The 14266-nt window shown below is 62.8% G+C and carries 17 protein-coding genes; 5 read left to right on the top strand and 12 right to left on the bottom strand.

Annotation, left to right across the window (positions count from 1 at the left end; all coding sequences use genetic code 11):
• Nucleotide 1 precedes the first annotated feature (1 nt).
• The gene (locus C7441_RS09960; protein WP_109612745.1) at nucleotides 2-1006 is read left to right on the top strand and encodes an Ldh family oxidoreductase; all 1005 of its coding nucleotides are present in this window, start codon (nucleotides 2-4) and stop codon (nucleotides 1004-1006) included.
• Between the two features lie 68 nt (nucleotides 1007-1074).
• Here the strand turns inward: C7441_RS09960 and C7441_RS09955 are convergent, their stop codons facing one another.
• Nucleotides 1075-1272 (bottom strand): CsbD family protein, encoded by a 198-nt coding sequence (locus tag C7441_RS09955; RefSeq protein WP_026060497.1) that lies wholly within the window; start codon nucleotides 1270-1272, stop codon nucleotides 1075-1077.
• Nucleotides 1273-1458: 186 nt separating this feature from the next.
• Here C7441_RS09955 and C7441_RS09950 point away from each other — a divergent pair, with 186 nt between their 5' ends.
• A complete protein-coding gene (locus tag C7441_RS09950; protein WP_109612744.1) occupies nucleotides 1459-1911 on the top strand; it encodes a DoxX family protein in 453 nt (150 codons plus the stop codon).
• Between the two features lie 280 nt (nucleotides 1912-2191).
• Complete coding sequence (locus C7441_RS09945) at nucleotides 2192-3166, top strand: complex I NDUFA9 subunit family protein (RefSeq protein ID WP_109612743.1); 975 nt, start codon at nucleotides 2192-2194, stop codon at nucleotides 3164-3166.
• Between the two features lie 58 nt (nucleotides 3167-3224).
• On the opposite strand, the gene C7441_RS09940 is transcribed toward C7441_RS09945, so the two are convergent.
• The 4 genes from C7441_RS09940 to phhA form a co-directional block, all read right to left on the bottom strand.
• The gene (locus tag C7441_RS09940) at nucleotides 3225-3710 is read right to left on the bottom strand and encodes an SRPBCC domain-containing protein (protein WP_019172719.1); all 486 of its coding nucleotides are present in this window, start codon (nucleotides 3708-3710) and stop codon (nucleotides 3225-3227) included.
• Nucleotides 3694-4041, bottom strand: a complete 348-nt coding sequence (locus tag C7441_RS09935) for an ArsR/SmtB family transcription factor (RefSeq protein ID WP_019172718.1) — start codon at nucleotides 4039-4041, stop codon at nucleotides 3694-3696. The genes C7441_RS09940 and C7441_RS09935 overlap by 17 nt, the downstream gene beginning before the upstream one ends.
• Nucleotides 4042-4133: 92 nt before the next feature.
• Nucleotides 4134-5414, bottom strand: coding sequence for an amidohydrolase family protein (locus C7441_RS09930; RefSeq protein ID WP_109612742.1), 1281 nt, complete (start codon nucleotides 5412-5414; stop codon nucleotides 4134-4136).
• A gap of 134 nt (nucleotides 5415-5548) precedes the next feature.
• The gene (gene phhA / locus C7441_RS09925) at nucleotides 5549-6382 is read right to left on the bottom strand and encodes a phenylalanine 4-monooxygenase (RefSeq protein ID WP_210205628.1); all 834 of its coding nucleotides are present in this window, start codon (nucleotides 6380-6382) and stop codon (nucleotides 5549-5551) included.
• Nucleotides 6383-6503: 121 nt separating this feature from the next.
• On the opposite strand from phhA, the gene C7441_RS09920 reads away from it, so the two are divergent.
• The gene (locus tag C7441_RS09920; RefSeq protein WP_019172715.1) at nucleotides 6504-6980 is read left to right on the top strand and encodes an Lrp/AsnC family transcriptional regulator; all 477 of its coding nucleotides are present in this window, start codon (nucleotides 6504-6506) and stop codon (nucleotides 6978-6980) included.
• Between the two features lie 23 nt (nucleotides 6981-7003).
• Here C7441_RS09920 and argB read toward each other — a convergent pair whose 3' ends face one another.
• The 7 genes from argB to rpmH form a co-directional block, all read right to left on the bottom strand.
• The gene (argB, locus tag C7441_RS09915) at nucleotides 7004-7903 is read right to left on the bottom strand and encodes an acetylglutamate kinase (protein ID WP_019172714.1); all 900 of its coding nucleotides are present in this window, start codon (nucleotides 7901-7903) and stop codon (nucleotides 7004-7006) included.
• 91 nt (nucleotides 7904-7994) lie between these two features.
• Complete coding sequence (msrB, locus tag C7441_RS09910) at nucleotides 7995-8492, bottom strand: peptide-methionine (R)-S-oxide reductase MsrB (protein ID WP_109612741.1); 498 nt, start codon at nucleotides 8490-8492, stop codon at nucleotides 7995-7997.
• 96 nt (nucleotides 8493-8588) lie between these two features.
• Nucleotides 8589-9260 carry a ribosome biogenesis GTP-binding protein YihA/YsxC gene (yihA, locus tag C7441_RS09905; protein WP_244916111.1) on the bottom strand — a complete coding sequence of 224 codons (672 nt, stop codon included), beginning with the start codon at nucleotides 9258-9260 and terminating at the stop codon, nucleotides 8589-8591.
• The gene (locus C7441_RS09900; RefSeq protein WP_109612740.1) at nucleotides 9257-9895 is read right to left on the bottom strand and encodes a CatB-related O-acetyltransferase; all 639 of its coding nucleotides are present in this window, start codon (nucleotides 9893-9895) and stop codon (nucleotides 9257-9259) included. The genes yihA and C7441_RS09900 overlap by 4 nt, the downstream gene beginning before the upstream one ends.
• A gap of 328 nt (nucleotides 9896-10223) precedes the next feature.
• Nucleotides 10224-12023, bottom strand: coding sequence for a membrane protein insertase YidC (gene yidC / locus C7441_RS09895; protein ID WP_109612739.1), 1800 nt, complete (start codon nucleotides 12021-12023; stop codon nucleotides 10224-10226).
• A gap of 9 nt (nucleotides 12024-12032) precedes the next feature.
• Nucleotides 12033-12386 (bottom strand): ribonuclease P protein component, encoded by a 354-nt coding sequence (gene rnpA, locus C7441_RS09890; RefSeq protein ID WP_026060495.1) that lies wholly within the window; start codon nucleotides 12384-12386, stop codon nucleotides 12033-12035.
• A gap of 16 nt (nucleotides 12387-12402) precedes the next feature.
• Complete coding sequence (gene rpmH / locus C7441_RS09885; protein ID WP_083867726.1) at nucleotides 12403-12537, bottom strand: 50S ribosomal protein L34; 135 nt, start codon at nucleotides 12535-12537, stop codon at nucleotides 12403-12405.
• A 293-nt stretch (nucleotides 12538-12830) separates the two neighbouring features.
• On the opposite strand from rpmH, the gene C7441_RS09880 reads away from it, so the two are divergent.
• A complete protein-coding gene (locus C7441_RS09880; RefSeq protein WP_109612738.1) occupies nucleotides 12831-14252 on the top strand; it encodes a dihydrolipoyl dehydrogenase family protein in 1422 nt (473 codons plus the stop codon).
• Nucleotides 14253-14266: the final 14 nt, after the last annotated feature.

Below are 14266 nucleotides of genomic sequence, written 5' to 3'. Positions count from 1 at the left end.
CATGACGGAAACCGTCACACTCGCTCTCTCCGACGCGGCCGCCCTGTGCCGAGCCGCGGCGATGCGTGCCGGGGCAAGCGCCGCAACCGCTCGGGCGTTGGCGAATGCCTCCGTCGCCGCCGAGCGTGACGGCCAGCCCAGCGTCGGCATGGCACATTTTCTCGACTATCTGGAGGCGCTCAAAGCAGGCCGCATCAAGGGCGCGGCTGAGCCCGAACTGTCGCGGCCGGCAGGGGCCATCATCCTTTCCGACGCCATGGGCGGATCGGCGCATCTCGGCTTCGACCGCGCCTTCGACGATCTCGCACAGACCGCGCAGCAATTCGGCCTCGCCGCCTTCGCCCAGAAGAACGCCTATACCTGCGGCGCGCTGGGCTACTTCGCCGGGCGGCTCGCCGAAGCGGGGCTGGTTGCGCTGGCCGCCACCAACGGGCCGGCGCTGCTTGCCGGCTCCGGCTCGACGCGCCCGGTGTTCTGCACCAATCCGCTGGCGTTTGCCGCACCGATTGCGGGCAGCGCGCCGCTGGTCATCGACCAGGCTTCGAGCGCCACCGCCTTCGTCAATATCCGCAAAGCAGCCGCCGAAGGGCGCGCCATTCCCGAGGGATGGGCGCTCGATGCCGATGGCCACCCGACCACCGATGCAAAGGCCGCGGTGAAAGGTGCCCTGCTTGCCTTCGGCGGCGCGCGCGGCGCAAACATTGCACTGATGGTGGAAGTGCTGGCGGCCGGACTTGGCAACGCCAACTGGTCGCTCGACGCGCCCTCCTTCACCAGCGGCGCGCAAAACCCCGGCAGCGGCCTGTTCGTTCTGGCAATCGAACCCAAATTGTTCGATCCGGATTTCTCGGAACGCATGGCCGGGCAGGTGAAGCGGCTGGCGGGTGACTACGGCATCCACATACCCGGCATCGCCAAGGGTACGGCGCGCGAGCAATCGCAAAAGCAGGGCCTCATCATTGCCCGCAACGTCTACGAGCGCATCGCCAACTGGCCGGCACGGTAACAGCCGGCACAAAAAGCCCCGCACGCGGCGGGGCTTCCGGTCTGCGGTCGACCCGATGTCAGGCCGGCTCAATGGCGGGAAAGCCAGTCGTCGATGTCGCGTTCGACATCCTCGGACGCCTTGCCATAACGGGCCTGAAGGCGACCGGCGAGTTCCCTGCGTTTGCCCTGGATGACGTCCAGATCGTCATTGGTGAGCTTGCCCCACTTCTGCTGGACCTGGCCCTTGAACTTTTCCCAGTTACCCTCAACCTGATTCCAGTTCATCCGAATCTCCTTGATTTCATTGAGGTTCACGGCAGCGCCATGCGCCATCCGCACGGTCAACGGCTGCTTGCGGAGATGGTTCCCCGACAAAAACATGAATAGTAACTTCAACTTTTTATCAAAGATTGTTGACTTGACCGTGTGTGGCCCGCTTTGCCCTGTGCGGTGCAACAACAGGAGAGAATCTTGACCGACGTCCCTACCCCTTCCAGCCGCCGCCTGATCATTCCCGCCTTGGGCGGCCTTTATTCGGGGCTGCATGATCTTGCCGAAACCATCTTGCGCGTGGTCGCCGGCCTGGCGCTGGTGACGCACGGCGCCTCCAAGATCGTCAACCCTTTCGGCGCGGTGGAGATGGTCGAGGGGCTGGGCTTTTATCCCGGCGCGTTCTGGTCGCCCCTGCTTTCGGCAACCGAATTCTTTGGCGGCATCCTCATCGCCATCGGGCTGCTGACCCGCCCGGCCTCGTTTGCCGCAATGATCGTGCTGCTGGTCACCGTCTGGTTCCACTGGATCACTGTGGGCCAGGGCTATTCGGGCGCGGAGAAGTCGATCCTGTGGGCAGCGATCTTCCTCTTCTTCGCCATTCGCGGCGGCAACCGCCATTCGGTGGACGCCAGGATCGGCAAGGAATTCTGACGCCCTGGCGGACACGCCGGAAACTCCACGCCCTGCCATACACCCGCCGCGCCCTGCCGGCGGGTGTTTTCCTTTGCGCAACAGAGCGCGCGATCATCCGGACGAATATTCTTGTTCCGCTTTATCTCGCTGTTTTAACCGGATGTGCGGCGCCAGGCGTGTCCGTGTGACGGGAAAATGCGCCTGGCCTGCGAGGCAACGGCGCGCGCCCTTTGCCTTTCCTGCGAAAATCATTATGAACGGGCCTAGCCAAGCCAGAAGGGTACGAGCGGAGCCAGACATGACCGAAATCCTCCAGATCCCCAAGCTCATCACCGTTTTCGGTGGATCCGGGTTCATCGGACGGCATGTGGTGCGTGCGCTGGCCATGCGCGGCTATCGCATTCGCGTCGGCTGCCGCCGGCCCGATCTTGCCGGCCATCTGCAGCCGCTCGGCAATGCCGGGCAGATCCAGCCCGTGCAGGCCAATGTGCGCGTGCGCTGGTCGGTGGATCGCGCGGTCGAAGGTGCCGATCATGTCGTCAATCTCGTCGGCATTCTGGACGAAGGCGGCCGCCAGAAATTCCCGGTCGTACATGATTTCGGCGCGCGCGCCGTTGCCGAAGCCGCCCGCGCGATCGGTGCAGGCTTCACCCATGTCTCGGCGCTGGGCGCCGACGAACATTCCCCCTCTTCCTATGCCCGCACCAAGGCGGCCGGTGAGCGCGCCGTGCGCGAGACGCTTGCCGACGCGACCATCTTGCGTCCGTCGATCGTGTTCGGCCCGGAGGACCAGTTCTTCAACCGCTTTGCCAACATGGCCCGCTTCTCGCCGGCGCTGCCGCTGATCGGCGGGGGCAACACGAAGTTCCAGCCGGTCTATGTCGACGACGTCGCAGAGGCGGTCGCCCGCGCGGTCGAAGGCAGCATCGAGCACGGCAAGACCTATGAGCTGGGCGGCCCCAACGTGATGACTTTCCGCCAGTGCATGGAGGAAATGCTTGAGGTGATCGGCCGCCGCCGCCTGCTGGTGCCAGTGCCCTGGTGGCTGGCCGGCCTGCAGGGTTCGGTGCTGGGCATGCTGCCGGGCAAGCTGCTGACAAGCGACCAGGTGACGCTGCTGAAGTCGGACAATGTCGTGTCGGCTGAAGCCGCGCACGAGGGGCGCACCTTCGCCAGCCTCGGCATCACGCCGCAATCCACCGGCACGATCCTGCCGAGCTACCTGTGGCGCTACCGCACCGCCGGACAGTTCACGCGCAACATCGTGGCCTGAGGCATCCTGAAGCGTTCGACGGGCCGCGTCGAAGGCTCCCCGGAAAGACGTCGGGCTTCTACTCCAGCCCGGCGTGATCGCCGACAGCCAGATAGCCCGCCAATCGATCCAGAACCTCGCCCCAGCCTTGGCCGTGCGAATCGCGGTTTTCGACCGTCTGGAACGGCGCCTGATGGAAGCTCAACCGGGTCTTGCCGCCTTCGTCGGCGAAAGTCACGGTGATCAGGGTTTCCAGACCACGCTCACCATCCTCGCCTTCCCATGAGAAGGTGAAGGCAATGCGTTCCGGCTCGACGATTTCCCGATAAGTGCCGACCATGATGTGGTCAGCGCCCTTCGGCGAGCGGATGACCGTGCGATAGGCGCCACCGGGACGAAAATCCATCTTCACCGAAGGCGTGGTGAAATCCTTCGGCCCCCACCAGCGGTAGAGATGGTCGGGGCTTGTCCAGACCCGGAAAACCAGACTGCGTGGGGCGTCGAAAACCCGGGTAATGAGGAGTTCGAACGTCTCCTCGCCCCGCGCACTAGCTGCTTGGGCCATTTCCTTCTCCCTCTTGGATTTCCTTCAGATAGTCGTCCAGCCGATCGAAACTGGCCTCCCAGAAACGCCGATAGGTCTCGACCCAGCCGGCTATGTCGCGTAGCGGTGCTGCCTCCAGCTTGCAGGGGCGCCACTGCGCTTCGCGCCCGCGCGTGATCAGGCCGGCATTTTCTAGCACCTTGAGATGCTTGGAGACGGCAGGCAGGCTCATCTCGAAAGGCCCGGCCAGTTCCGACACCGATGCCTCTCCGCGCGTCAGTCTCGCCAAAATGGCGCGCCGCGTGGGATCGGCAAGGGCCGCAAAGGTGACGCTAAGCCTGTCGGTGGACATCGCAACTAAACCGTTCAGTTATTTAACTTTACGGTTAATTATAGCGAACCGACAATCCATGTCAACGTAGCGGCCCGGACCGGCCTCACAGGTCACGCGGTTCTGTGACGCCGGTTGACGCTGGCCGGGCGGCCGGCGAGCGCGAGCTGCGTCTCCTGCTTCCGGCGCGTGGCCACCACCTTGCCCTTCGCGATAACGCACAGCCGCTCGGCGCGCAGCCGCAACGCCTCGACCGGATTGCCGGCGTCGAGCACCACGAGACTGGCAATCTTGCCGACTTCGAGGCCATAGTCGTTCAGACCCATGATTTCGGCGTTGGTCCTCGTCACCATGTCGAAACACTGGCGCATATCGACGGGGCTCGTCATCTGCGCCACATGCAGGCCCATGAAGGCGACATCGAGCATGTCGGCGGTGCCGAGCGGATACCACGGGTCGAGCACGCAATCCTGACCGAAGCCGACCCTGATGCCGGCCTTCAGCATCTCAGGCACGCGCGTCATGCCGCGGCGCCTGGGATAGGTATCGTGGCGGCCCTGGATGACAATGTTGATGAGCGGGTTGGGGCAGGCCGAAACGCCCGCCTCGGCAATCAGCGGCAACAGCTTGGAGACATAGTAATTGTCCATGGAATGCATGGAGGTGAGGTGCGAGCCGTTCACCCTGCCCCGCAGGCCCAGCCGCTGCGTCTCATAGGCCAGTTGCTCGATATGGCGCGAGTTCGGATCGTCGGTCTCGTCGCAATGCATGTCCACCATCAGGCCGCGCGCGGCGGCGATCTCGCACAGTTCCGTCACCGAGCGGGTACCGTCGGCCATGGTGCGCTCGAAATGCGGAATGCCGCCGACGATCTCCACGCCCATGTCGAGCGCGCGGATGGTGTTTTCGCGCGCGGTCGGCGAACGGTAGAAGCCGTCCTGCGGGAAGGCGACGAGCTGCAGGTCGATGTAAGGCGCGACCTCCTTCTTCACCTCCAGCAGCGCCTCGACGGCAAGCAGGCGGTCGTCGCAGGTATCGACATGGCTACGGATGGCAAGCAGGCCCATCGAGACGGCCCAGTCGCAATAAGCAAGAGCCCTCTCCTTCACCGCCTCATGCGTCAGCAGCGGCTTCAGCTCGCCCCACAGTGCGATGCCTTCCAGCAATGTGCCGGAGGCATTGATGCGCGGGATGCCGTAGGACAGCGTTGCATCCATGTGGAAGTGCGGATCGACGAAGGGCTGCGAAACGAGATTGCCGGTGGCATCGATCACGCGACCTGCTTCAGCCTCGAGCTTTGGTGCGATGGCAGCGATCCTGTCGCCGCTGATGCCGATGTCGGCCGCGTTGCCATCGGGCAGATGGCCGCCCCTGACGATCAGATCGAAAGCCATTTCGTCCCCTTCCCCCATAGTTGCACACCTCCAAAAGGAAGCTTCAACGCCAGTTATAGAAAAACTCAGGCGCTTCGGGATAGGGCCAGCAGGTTGCAAATCGGCGTCGGAACGGCGGCGACGCCTTAACCAACTCACACCGTTGCCGGATCAAGCGGAGGCTCGTCCTTGTGGCGGGCGATCAGCGTTGCAAGATCCGCATGCAGGAAGGCATCGCGCAGCGCGTCGAAGGACGGCAGCACGAAATAGACGCGCTGGAACTTGTCGATCTCGTAGCCGGTGCGCATCACCGTCTCGATGTCGAAAGGCGCGTGATGGGCGTCGGAGCTTTCGACGGAGAACTGCAACTCGCTGTAGGACGACATCAGCCCCGCGCCGAACGCCTTCAGCGGCTGGCCGGGCTCCTGGATGAGGCTGTATTCGGCCGTGTACCAGTAGAGCCGCGAGATCATGTCGTGGCCGCCCAGTTCAATCGCGCCACTGGCCCTTTCGCCGTACTGCTGCATGAAATCGGCGAAAGCCGGCTGGGTCAGCGCCGGCACATGGCCGAAGAAATCGTGGAACATGTCCGGCTCCACGATGTAATCGAGTTCTTCCCTGGTGCGCAGCCAGTTTGTCACCGGGAAGCGCCGGTTGGTCAGGTGCACGAAGAAGGGCTCGGCCGGGATCAGCCCCGGCACGGCGACGAGTTCCCAGCCGGTGAGCTTCCTGAGCTTGCCGCTGACATCATCGAAATCCGGGATGCGATCGAGCAGGCCGAGCGCCGTGACGCCATCGAGATAGGAGCGATGGGCAAGCCGCCTGGTCAGCCTGGTCTGGCGGTCGCACAGGATGCGCCAGACTTCCTGTTCGCTGGCGCTGTAGTCATAGTCCTGCCGAACCGTGAAGTCATCACGGCAGACCATATAGTTGCCGCGCAACCCTTGAGCCGCGCATTCGCGGGCGTAGCTTTCCACACTGATGTTCATCACGAATTCCTCCACGTGCAGGAATTCTAGCGCCGCCAGGCGAGATATTTTTTCTTGAGCCGTCGCTTGCTGACGACAATTGAGGTATGTTTCATCTTCGAAACGGCTTTTTGGAGCGGATATGCCTCAATTCGACCAGTTCGAGATCAGGATGCTCGACATCCTGCAGCGCGACGGCCGCAAGCCGGTATCGGAACTGGCACAGGAAATCGGCCTGTCCACGACGCCCTGCGCCCGCCGCTTCGACGCGCTTCAGCAGGCCGGCGTGATCAAGGGGTTCGGCGCTGTCATCAGCCGCCGCGCCGTGGGCCTGATGGTGGAGGTGTTCATTCAGGTGCGGCTGGTGAGCCACAGCGACGAGTCGCCCGAGCGTTTCATCGCCGCCGTGCAGCGCATGGACGAGGTCTCAGCCTGCTGGACGATGACCGGCGACCACGACTTCCTGCTGCATGTGATGGTGCCGACGGTGGACGACCTCAACGACTTCGTCATGCATCGGTTGATGCGTCTGCCGGGCGTGCGCGACGTGCACACCCAGCTCGTGCTGCAGAACATCAAAGGCCCGGGCCATGTGCCCTTGGGCCATCTGAAAAAGTAGGATCGAGCGTCCTCGTCTCGTCCTTACGGAACGATCAGCGTTCCGGCGCCGTGCTCGGTGAAGAGTTCGAGCAGCACCGAATGCGGCGTCTTGCCGTTGAGGATGACCACACCTTCCACGCCGCGCTCGATGGCCTCGATGCAGGTTTCGACCTTGGGGATCATGCCGCCGGAGATGGTGCCGTCAGCGATCAGCGCGCGCGCCTGCGCCACCGTCAGTTCATCGATGAGGTTCTTGTCCTTGTCGAGCACGCCCGGCACGTCGGTGAGGAACAGAAGGCGCGAGGCATTCAGCGCCCCGGCGATGGCGCCGGCGAAGGTGTCGGCGTTGATGTTGTAGGTGTGGCCGTCGCGGCCGGGCGCCACCGGCGCAATGACCGGGATGACCTCCGAGCGGGCCAGAAGATCGAGCAGCGTGCGATCCACTTCGACCGGTTCGCCGACAAAGCCGAGATCGAGCACGCGCTCGATGTTGGAATCGGGGTCCTTGATGGTCTTGTGCGCCTTTTCGGCGAAGACCATGTTGCCGTCCTTGCCGCACAGGCCGATCGCCCATTCGCCCTCGGCATTGATGAGCGCGACGATCTCCTTGTTGATGGAACCGGCCAGCACCATCTCGACGATCTCGACGGTCTTCTGGTCTGTGACGCGCAAGCCGCCCTCGAATTTGGATTCGATGCCCATCTTGGTGAGCATGGCGCCGATCTGCGGGCCGCCGCCATGAACGACAATGGGGTTGACGCCAGACTGCTTGAGCAGCGCGATGTCGCGGGCAAAGGCCTTGCCGAGCGCGTTGTCGCCCATGGCATGGCCGCCATATTTCACCACGACGGTCTTGTTCTCGTAGCGCTGCATAAACGGCAGTGCGGCCGAAAGGAGATTTGCCTGCTCTGCGGCGGTTGCCGCGCTGTCCGTCGATATCATGAGAGGTTCCCCTTCGGATGAAAGCCGGCGGTTACTTAGCGGCAAAGGAAGCAAGGGGCAATCGCCAAGGGCGGCCGATTGGCAGGAAGTCTCATGCTGTTGCGGGTTTGAAACTCAGGGCGAGGCCGTTGAGGCAGTGACGCTTGCCGGTGGGCGGCGGGCCGTCATCGAATATGTGGCCGAAATGGCCGCCGCAGCGCCGGCAGTGCACCTCGGTGCGCAGCATGAACAGCGAGGTGTCCCGTCTGGTGCGCACGGTACCCGGCAGCGATTCCCAGAAGCTCGGCCAGCCCGTGCCGGAATCATATTTGGCATCGGATGAATAGGCCGCCAGATCGCAGCCGGCGCAGTGATAGATGCCTTTCCTCTTTTCATGATCCAGCGGGCTGGAGCCGGCACGCTCGGTGCCTTCACGGCGCAATATGTTGAACTGCTCGGGGCTCAGCAGCTTGCGCCATTCGTCGTCGGACTTCTTGATCTCGAAACTTTCGGCCCGCGCTTCGCCGGGCTTGCCGGCGCGCGAGAGAAAACCGCCCGCGAACATGGCGGCGACGGCGACGCCGCCAAACAGGACAGTGCGTCGATGCATGGCGTCTCCTCCAGCAGGAGAGAGACTAGGCCCGGACGGGCATGGATGCCAAATCAACTCGGATTGATGACCATGCCGCGTGTTTGGCCGAAACGCTCAGCCGCCACGCGCGGCAAGGGCGATGGCTTCGCGCAGTTCGTCCATGCCGTGTCCCTTTTCCGAGGAGGTGGCGATGACGGACGGAAAAGCAGCCGGGCGCTTGCGGATTTTTTCCAGCGTCTCGGCAATCAGCTTCGGGACGCCGGCAGCCTTGATCTTATCGGTCTTGGTGAGCACGATCTGGTAGGAGACGGCCGCCTTGTCGAGCAGGCTCAGCACTTCCTCGTCGTTCTTCTTGATGCCGTGGCGCGAGTCGATCAGCACATAGACGCGCTTCAGCGTGACGCGCCCGCGCAGATAGTCGAAGACCAGCTTCGTCCATGCATCCACCTGATCCTTCGGCGCCTTCGCATAGCCGTAGCCGGGCATGTCCACCATCGCCATGGGCGGCAGGTCGCCGTCCTTGCCGGAGTAGCCATCCGGCACGAAATAGTTGAGCTCCTGCGTACGGCCCGGCGTGTTGGACGTGCGCGCAAGCCCCTTATGGCCTACAAGCGCATTGATGAGCGACGACTTGCCGACATTGGAACGGCCGGCAAAGGCGATCTCCGGCGGCCCCTCCGGCGGCAGGAATTTCATGGCCGGCACGCCGCGGATGAAAATCCACGGCGTGGTGAAAAGGCTGCCTGCCAGCGGCACTACGGTTTTCGTCTCGGTCTGTTGGGTCACGCTGCTTGCTCCAGCCGGGAAATGTCGGCGCCACGGATGGCATCAAGGTTGCGGGTCACCTTGTCAACAGGCCAGTCCCACCATGCGACGTCAAGAAGGCGTTCGACCGTATCGGGACCGAAGCGCAGCTTGACCTCTCTGGCGGGGTTGCCGGCGACAATCGCATAAGGCGGCACATCGCGGGTGACGACGGCGCGGGTGGCGATGATCACCCCGTGGCCGATGCTGACGCCCGGCATGATCAGCGCCTCCATGCCGATCCAGACGTCATTGCCGACCACCGTGTCGCCGCGCAACTCCTTCGACCATGTGGCGGAGTCGAAGCCTTTCTCCCATCCATGGCCGAAGATATTGAACGGATAGGTCGAAAAGCCGGACATGGCGTGGTTGGCACCGTTCATGATGAATTTGACGCCCTCGGCGATCGCGCAAAAACGCCCGATCCGCAGCCGGTCGCCGATGAAGGGATAGTGATAGAGCACGCATTTTTCGACGAAGTTCTCCGGCCCGGCCGGGTCGTCATAATAGGTGAAGTCGCCGATCTCGATGTTCTCGGCCTGCACCAGGGGTTTCAGGAAGCCGACGCGCGGGTGGAGCGGCATCGGATGTCGGGTGTCGGGATTGGGTCCATGCATGGGCAAGCTCCGTCACGGGATGTTCGCGAAAAGGCGGGATTCAAGAATGCGATCCGCGCCGGCGTGCCGACACCTGACGAAACGGATACTGCTTGGAGCATGTTTGCAACCAAGTGGAATCACTTGATGTCGCATACTGCGGCAAGTCACCTGGATCGACCATGATGTCGTCCGAAAACCGCTTCACACTTTTCGGCATCGTGGTCTGGCGGACCATCGAAACCACTTCAGGTGCGGCTCCTGTTTACCGGCAGCCTTCGTGATCGTCCAGACCGGGAAAGCAAAAGCCCCGGATCGCTCCGGGGCTTTTTTGGGGTTCGGATGCCCGCTATTCGGCGGGTTTGGGCTTCTTCTTGAACATGCCTATGAGGTTGTCCCAAAGCTCGATCTTGGCGCCCTGGCGCTTCATGATCACGCCCTGCTGGATGATCGAGAGCGTGTTGTTCCACGCCCAGTAGATGACCAGACCGGCGGGGAACGAGCCCAGCATGAAGGTGAAGACCACCGGCATCCAGTTGAAGATCATCGCCTGCGTCGGGTCCGGCGGCGTCGGGTTCATGCGCATCTGCAGGAACATTGTGATGCCCATGATGATCGGCCACACGCCGATATGCAGGAAGTCGGGCGACGCGAAGGGCAGGAGGCCGAACAGGTTGAGCAGCGACGTCGGATCGGGTGCCGCAAGGTCCTGGATCCAGCCGAAGAACGGCGCATGGCGCATCTCGATGGTGATGTAGAGCACCTTGTAGAGCGCAAAGAACACGGGAATCTGGATCAGCACCGGCCAGCAGCCCGCCAACGGATTGATCTTCTCCGTCTTGTAGAGCTCCATCATCGCCTGCTGCTGCTTCATCTTGTCATCCGCATATTTCTCGCGGATTTCCAGCATCTTCGGCTGCACCATCTTCATCTTCGCCATCGACTTGTAGGACTTGTTGGCGAGCGGGAAGAAGATGGCCTTGACCAGAACCGTGGTGGCGAGGATCGCCAGGCCGAAATTGCCGAGCAGCTTGTAGAGATTGTCGATCAGCCAGAACATCGGCTTGGTAATGAAATAGAACCAGCCCCAGTCGATCAGCAGGTCGAACTGGCGGATATTGAGGTCCTTTTCATACGCATTGATCTTGGCCACTTCCTTGGCGCCGGCGAACACCAGCGTCTCCACCGTGCTCGACTGGCCGGGCGCAACGGTGAGCGGATCGGTCATGTAATCCGATTGGTAACGCGAGCGGCCATCGTCGAAATAGCTGAAGCGCGGCTGGAAGGACTGCTTGGACGAAGGCACCATGGCCACCGCCCAGTATTTGTCTGTGATGCCGAGCCAGCCGTCGTCGGACTTGCCGGGAAGGACCTGTCGATCCTTCTCGATGGTGGCGTATTTGACCTCATGCAGGCCTTCGGTGCCGGTAACGCCGATCAGGCCCTCGAACAGCACATAGGTGCTGGCGACGAGCGGCTTGTCGAAGCGGATGACGCGGCCGTAATTGGACAGCGAGACGGGAGCCGAACCGCTGTTCGTCACCGTGTCGGTGACGGTGAACATGTAATTGCTGTCGACGCCGATGACGCGCTTGAAGGTCAGGCCCTTCTCATTGGTATAGGTCAGCGTCACAGGGGTGGTGGGTGTCAGCACGGCGTTGGGCTCGGCCGTCCAGACGGTGTCCGGACCCGGCACGGCGCCGGTGTCGGCATTGCCGACGAAACCGATCTCCGCATAGTAGCCATTGGGCAGGGCGGACGGGTTCAGCAGGTCGATATTGGGGGAATTCTTGTCGACGGTGACGCGATAATCCTTCAGCAGCACGTCATCGATGCGTGCGCCGGTGAGGTTGATCGAGCCGGCAATGCTGGGGGTTTCGATCTTGACGCGCTGCGAGGCGGCGACCGCCTGCTCGCGGCTTTCCACGACGGCGGTGGGCGACGTGTTGCTGCCGGGAACGGCACCCTGCGGTGCAGCCGGAATCTCGCCCGAAGCGCCTTGCTGCTTCTGCGCCTCCGTGCGCTGGGCCTCGATTTGCGCAACCTCGCGCTCACGCTCGATGCGCGGGCCCATGTAGAACACCTGCCACAGCGTGAGAATCAGCACCGAAAGCGCGATCGTGATCAAAAAATTCCGGTTGTTTCCCATCGAAAACCTTTAACGCGTTCCGCGAATTCGTCGTGAAAGCTCGGCGGAGAGCTGATCGAACGGCACCGTCAGCACATCTTCCCGCCCGACGATCACATAGTCCCTGCCGGGTAGCATGTCACCTGCGGCATGGGTGCGAACCGCCTCTTTCAGGCGGCGGCGAATGCGGTTTCGGACAACCGCATTGCCGACTTTCTTGGTGACCGTGAAGCCGACGCGCGGTGCATCGTCGCCTCCCCGGTCCAGAACTTCCATGAGGAAAAGCCGCCCGCGACGTTTTTCACCACGCCGGACGGCCAGAAACTCAGCTCGCTTGCGAAGACGCAGCGGAGACGGAAATTCAGTTTTGCCGGTAGCCGGCAACGTCTCGTCTCTCGCTTTAAGCGGAAAGACGCTTGCGACCACGGTTGCGACGAGCCGCAACAACGGCGCGACCGCCCTTGGTGGCCATGCGCGCACGGAAACCGTGGCGACGCTTACGGACGAGTTTGGATGGCTGATAGGTACGCTTCATTTGTTTTAATACCGCGGCGTGCGGCCCTTCTTGATTCTGTCACTGTGTAACAGGAGCTATGCCCGGCCTGCTCCAGCGCAATAAAAATCGCGCCGGGCGGACGGCCCGAGCGTGACGGGGCTTATAAAAAGAAGGGTGGATCGAGTCAATCGCCGCATCGGCATCATTGCCCGCAGCATTCGGCGCGCCTCGCATCCCCTCTATGGCCACCACGGTGGCAGCAATGCTTGCACGACGCATCTGACTTCCACCGCAAGCGCGCTAAATCCAATAGGCAGCGAGGGGACAAATTTATGGCCAGGACCCTGACACCGGATATTTGCATCATCGGCGCAGGGGCGGCAGGGCTCTCGGCAGCGGCCGCGGCAGTTACTTACGGAGCAAGCGTGGTGCTGGTTGAAAAAAGCAGGATGGGCGGCAACCATCTGCACCATGGCTGCATACCCTCGAAGGCGCTGATCGCGGCGTCCCGTCATGCTCACGCCCCGCAGTCCGGCCCGCCCTTCGGCATCGGTGCGACGCAACCGGACGTCGACTTCGCCGCCGTGCGGCAGCATATCCGGGACACCATCGCCACGCTCGCCCCCAACAATTCCGCCGAACATTTCACCGCCTTCGGCGTCGAGGTCATCAAGGCAGAAGGCCGGTTCGCGGACGGCCAGACCCTGCTGGCCGGAGATGCAACGGTGCGCGCCCGCCGCTTCGTCATTGCCACAGGCTCGGTGCCGGTACCGCCCCCCATTCCGGGTTTCGACAAATCCGGCTGCCTCACCGACGAAACGATCTTCGACCTTCCACGCCTGCCCGAACATCTCATCATTATCGGCGCCGGAGCGCGCGGGCTCGAATTCGCCCAGGCGTTTCGCCGGCTCGGCTCCCAGGTGAGCGTGATCGACGATGCAAACGCGCTCGGCGCAGAAGACCCGGAAATGACCGCGGTGATACTGCGGCAACTGCGCGAGGAAGGCATCGACATACGCGAGCACACGCGCATCACCCATCTGACGCGGTTGGGGCGGCACGGCGTGCGCGTCAGCTTCACCACCGGCCATCGCGCGCTGGAAGGCAGTCATCTGCTGCTCGCCACCGGCCGCGCGCCCGATCTCGACGGCCTCGACCTCGGGCGCGCCGGCATCGTGCATGGCGAATGGGGTCTGAAACTGGATACCCGGCTGCGCACCACCAATCACCGCGTCTATGCGATCGGCGACGCCGCCGGAGCCGGCGAATCGACGGCCGCCGCGCGCACCCATGGCGAACTCGTGGTGCGCGCGATCCTGTTTCGCCTTCCGCTGCGCGTTCGGCCTTCCATGGTTCCGCGCATTATCTTCACCGATCCGGAGCTTGCCCATGTCGGCCTGACCGAGACGGAAGCGGCGGCAAAACACCGGCGGCTTCGTGTACTGCGCTGGCCCTATGCCGAAAGCGACCGCGCCCATATCGAGCGCAGCACGCACGGCCACATCAAGGTGGTTGCGGACTCGGGCGGGCGCATTCTCGGCGCCTCGATCGCTGGCCCCATGGCCGGTGAAATGATCCACATCTGGTCGCTTGCCCTTGCGAAAGGACTTACGCTGCGCGACATGGCTTCCTATATCGCCCCATATCCCTCCTTGGGTGAAATTGGCAAACACGCCGCCATAACCTACCTTATTGCGGCAGCACGCATGCCGTTTGCGCGCAGATTGATCGGCATCCTGCGCAAATTCGGCTGAGATGAGAATGCAGG

The sequence above is a fragment of the Pseudaminobacter salicylatoxidans genome (assembly GCF_003148475.1).
Classification (GTDB): Bacteria; Pseudomonadota; Alphaproteobacteria; order Rhizobiales; family Rhizobiaceae; genus Pseudaminobacter; species Pseudaminobacter salicylatoxidans.
This window is presented reverse-complemented; position numbering and strand designations above follow the sequence as displayed.

Bases quoted from the DNA above. Each gene is read 5' to 3' on its own strand.
- C7441_RS09960 (WP_109612745.1), top strand. From the start codon at position 2: ATGACGGAAACCGTCACACTCGCTCTCTCCGACGCGGCCGCCCTGTGC.
- C7441_RS09955 (WP_026060497.1), bottom strand. From the start codon at position 1,272: ATGAACTGGAATCAGGTTGAGGGTAACTGGGAAAAGTTCAAGGGCCAG.
- C7441_RS09945 (WP_109612743.1), top strand. From the start codon at position 2,192: ATGACCGAAATCCTCCAGATCCCCAAGCTCATCACCGTTTTCGGTGGA.
- C7441_RS09940 (WP_019172719.1), bottom strand. From the start codon at position 3,710: ATGGCCCAAGCAGCTAGTGCGCGGGGCGAGGAGACGTTCGAACTCCTC.
- C7441_RS09935 (WP_019172718.1), bottom strand. From the start codon at position 4,041: ATGTCCACCGACAGGCTTAGCGTCACCTTTGCGGCCCTTGCCGATCCC.
- C7441_RS09930 (WP_109612742.1), bottom strand. From the start codon at position 5,414: ATGGCTTTCGATCTGATCGTCAGGGGCGGCCATCTGCCCGATGGCAAC.
- phhA (WP_210205628.1), bottom strand. From the start codon at position 6,382: ATGAACATCAGTGTGGAAAGCTACGCCCGCGAATGCGCGGCTCAAGGG.
- C7441_RS09920 (WP_019172715.1), top strand. From the start codon at position 6,504: ATGCCTCAATTCGACCAGTTCGAGATCAGGATGCTCGACATCCTGCAG.
- argB (WP_019172714.1), bottom strand. From the start codon at position 7,903: ATGATATCGACGGACAGCGCGGCAACCGCCGCAGAGCAGGCAAATCTC.
- msrB (WP_109612741.1), bottom strand. From the start codon at position 8,492: ATGCATCGACGCACTGTCCTGTTTGGCGGCGTCGCCGTCGCCGCCATG.
- C7441_RS09900 (WP_109612740.1), bottom strand. From the start codon at position 9,895: ATGCATGGACCCAATCCCGACACCCGACATCCGATGCCGCTCCACCCG.
- yidC (WP_109612739.1), bottom strand. From the start codon at position 12,023: ATGGGAAACAACCGGAATTTTTTGATCACGATCGCGCTTTCGGTGCTG.
- rpmH (WP_083867726.1), bottom strand. From the start codon at position 12,537: ATGAAGCGTACCTATCAGCCATCCAAACTCGTCCGTAAGCGTCGCCAC.
- C7441_RS09880 (WP_109612738.1), top strand. From the start codon at position 12,831: ATGGCCAGGACCCTGACACCGGATATTTGCATCATCGGCGCAGGGGCG.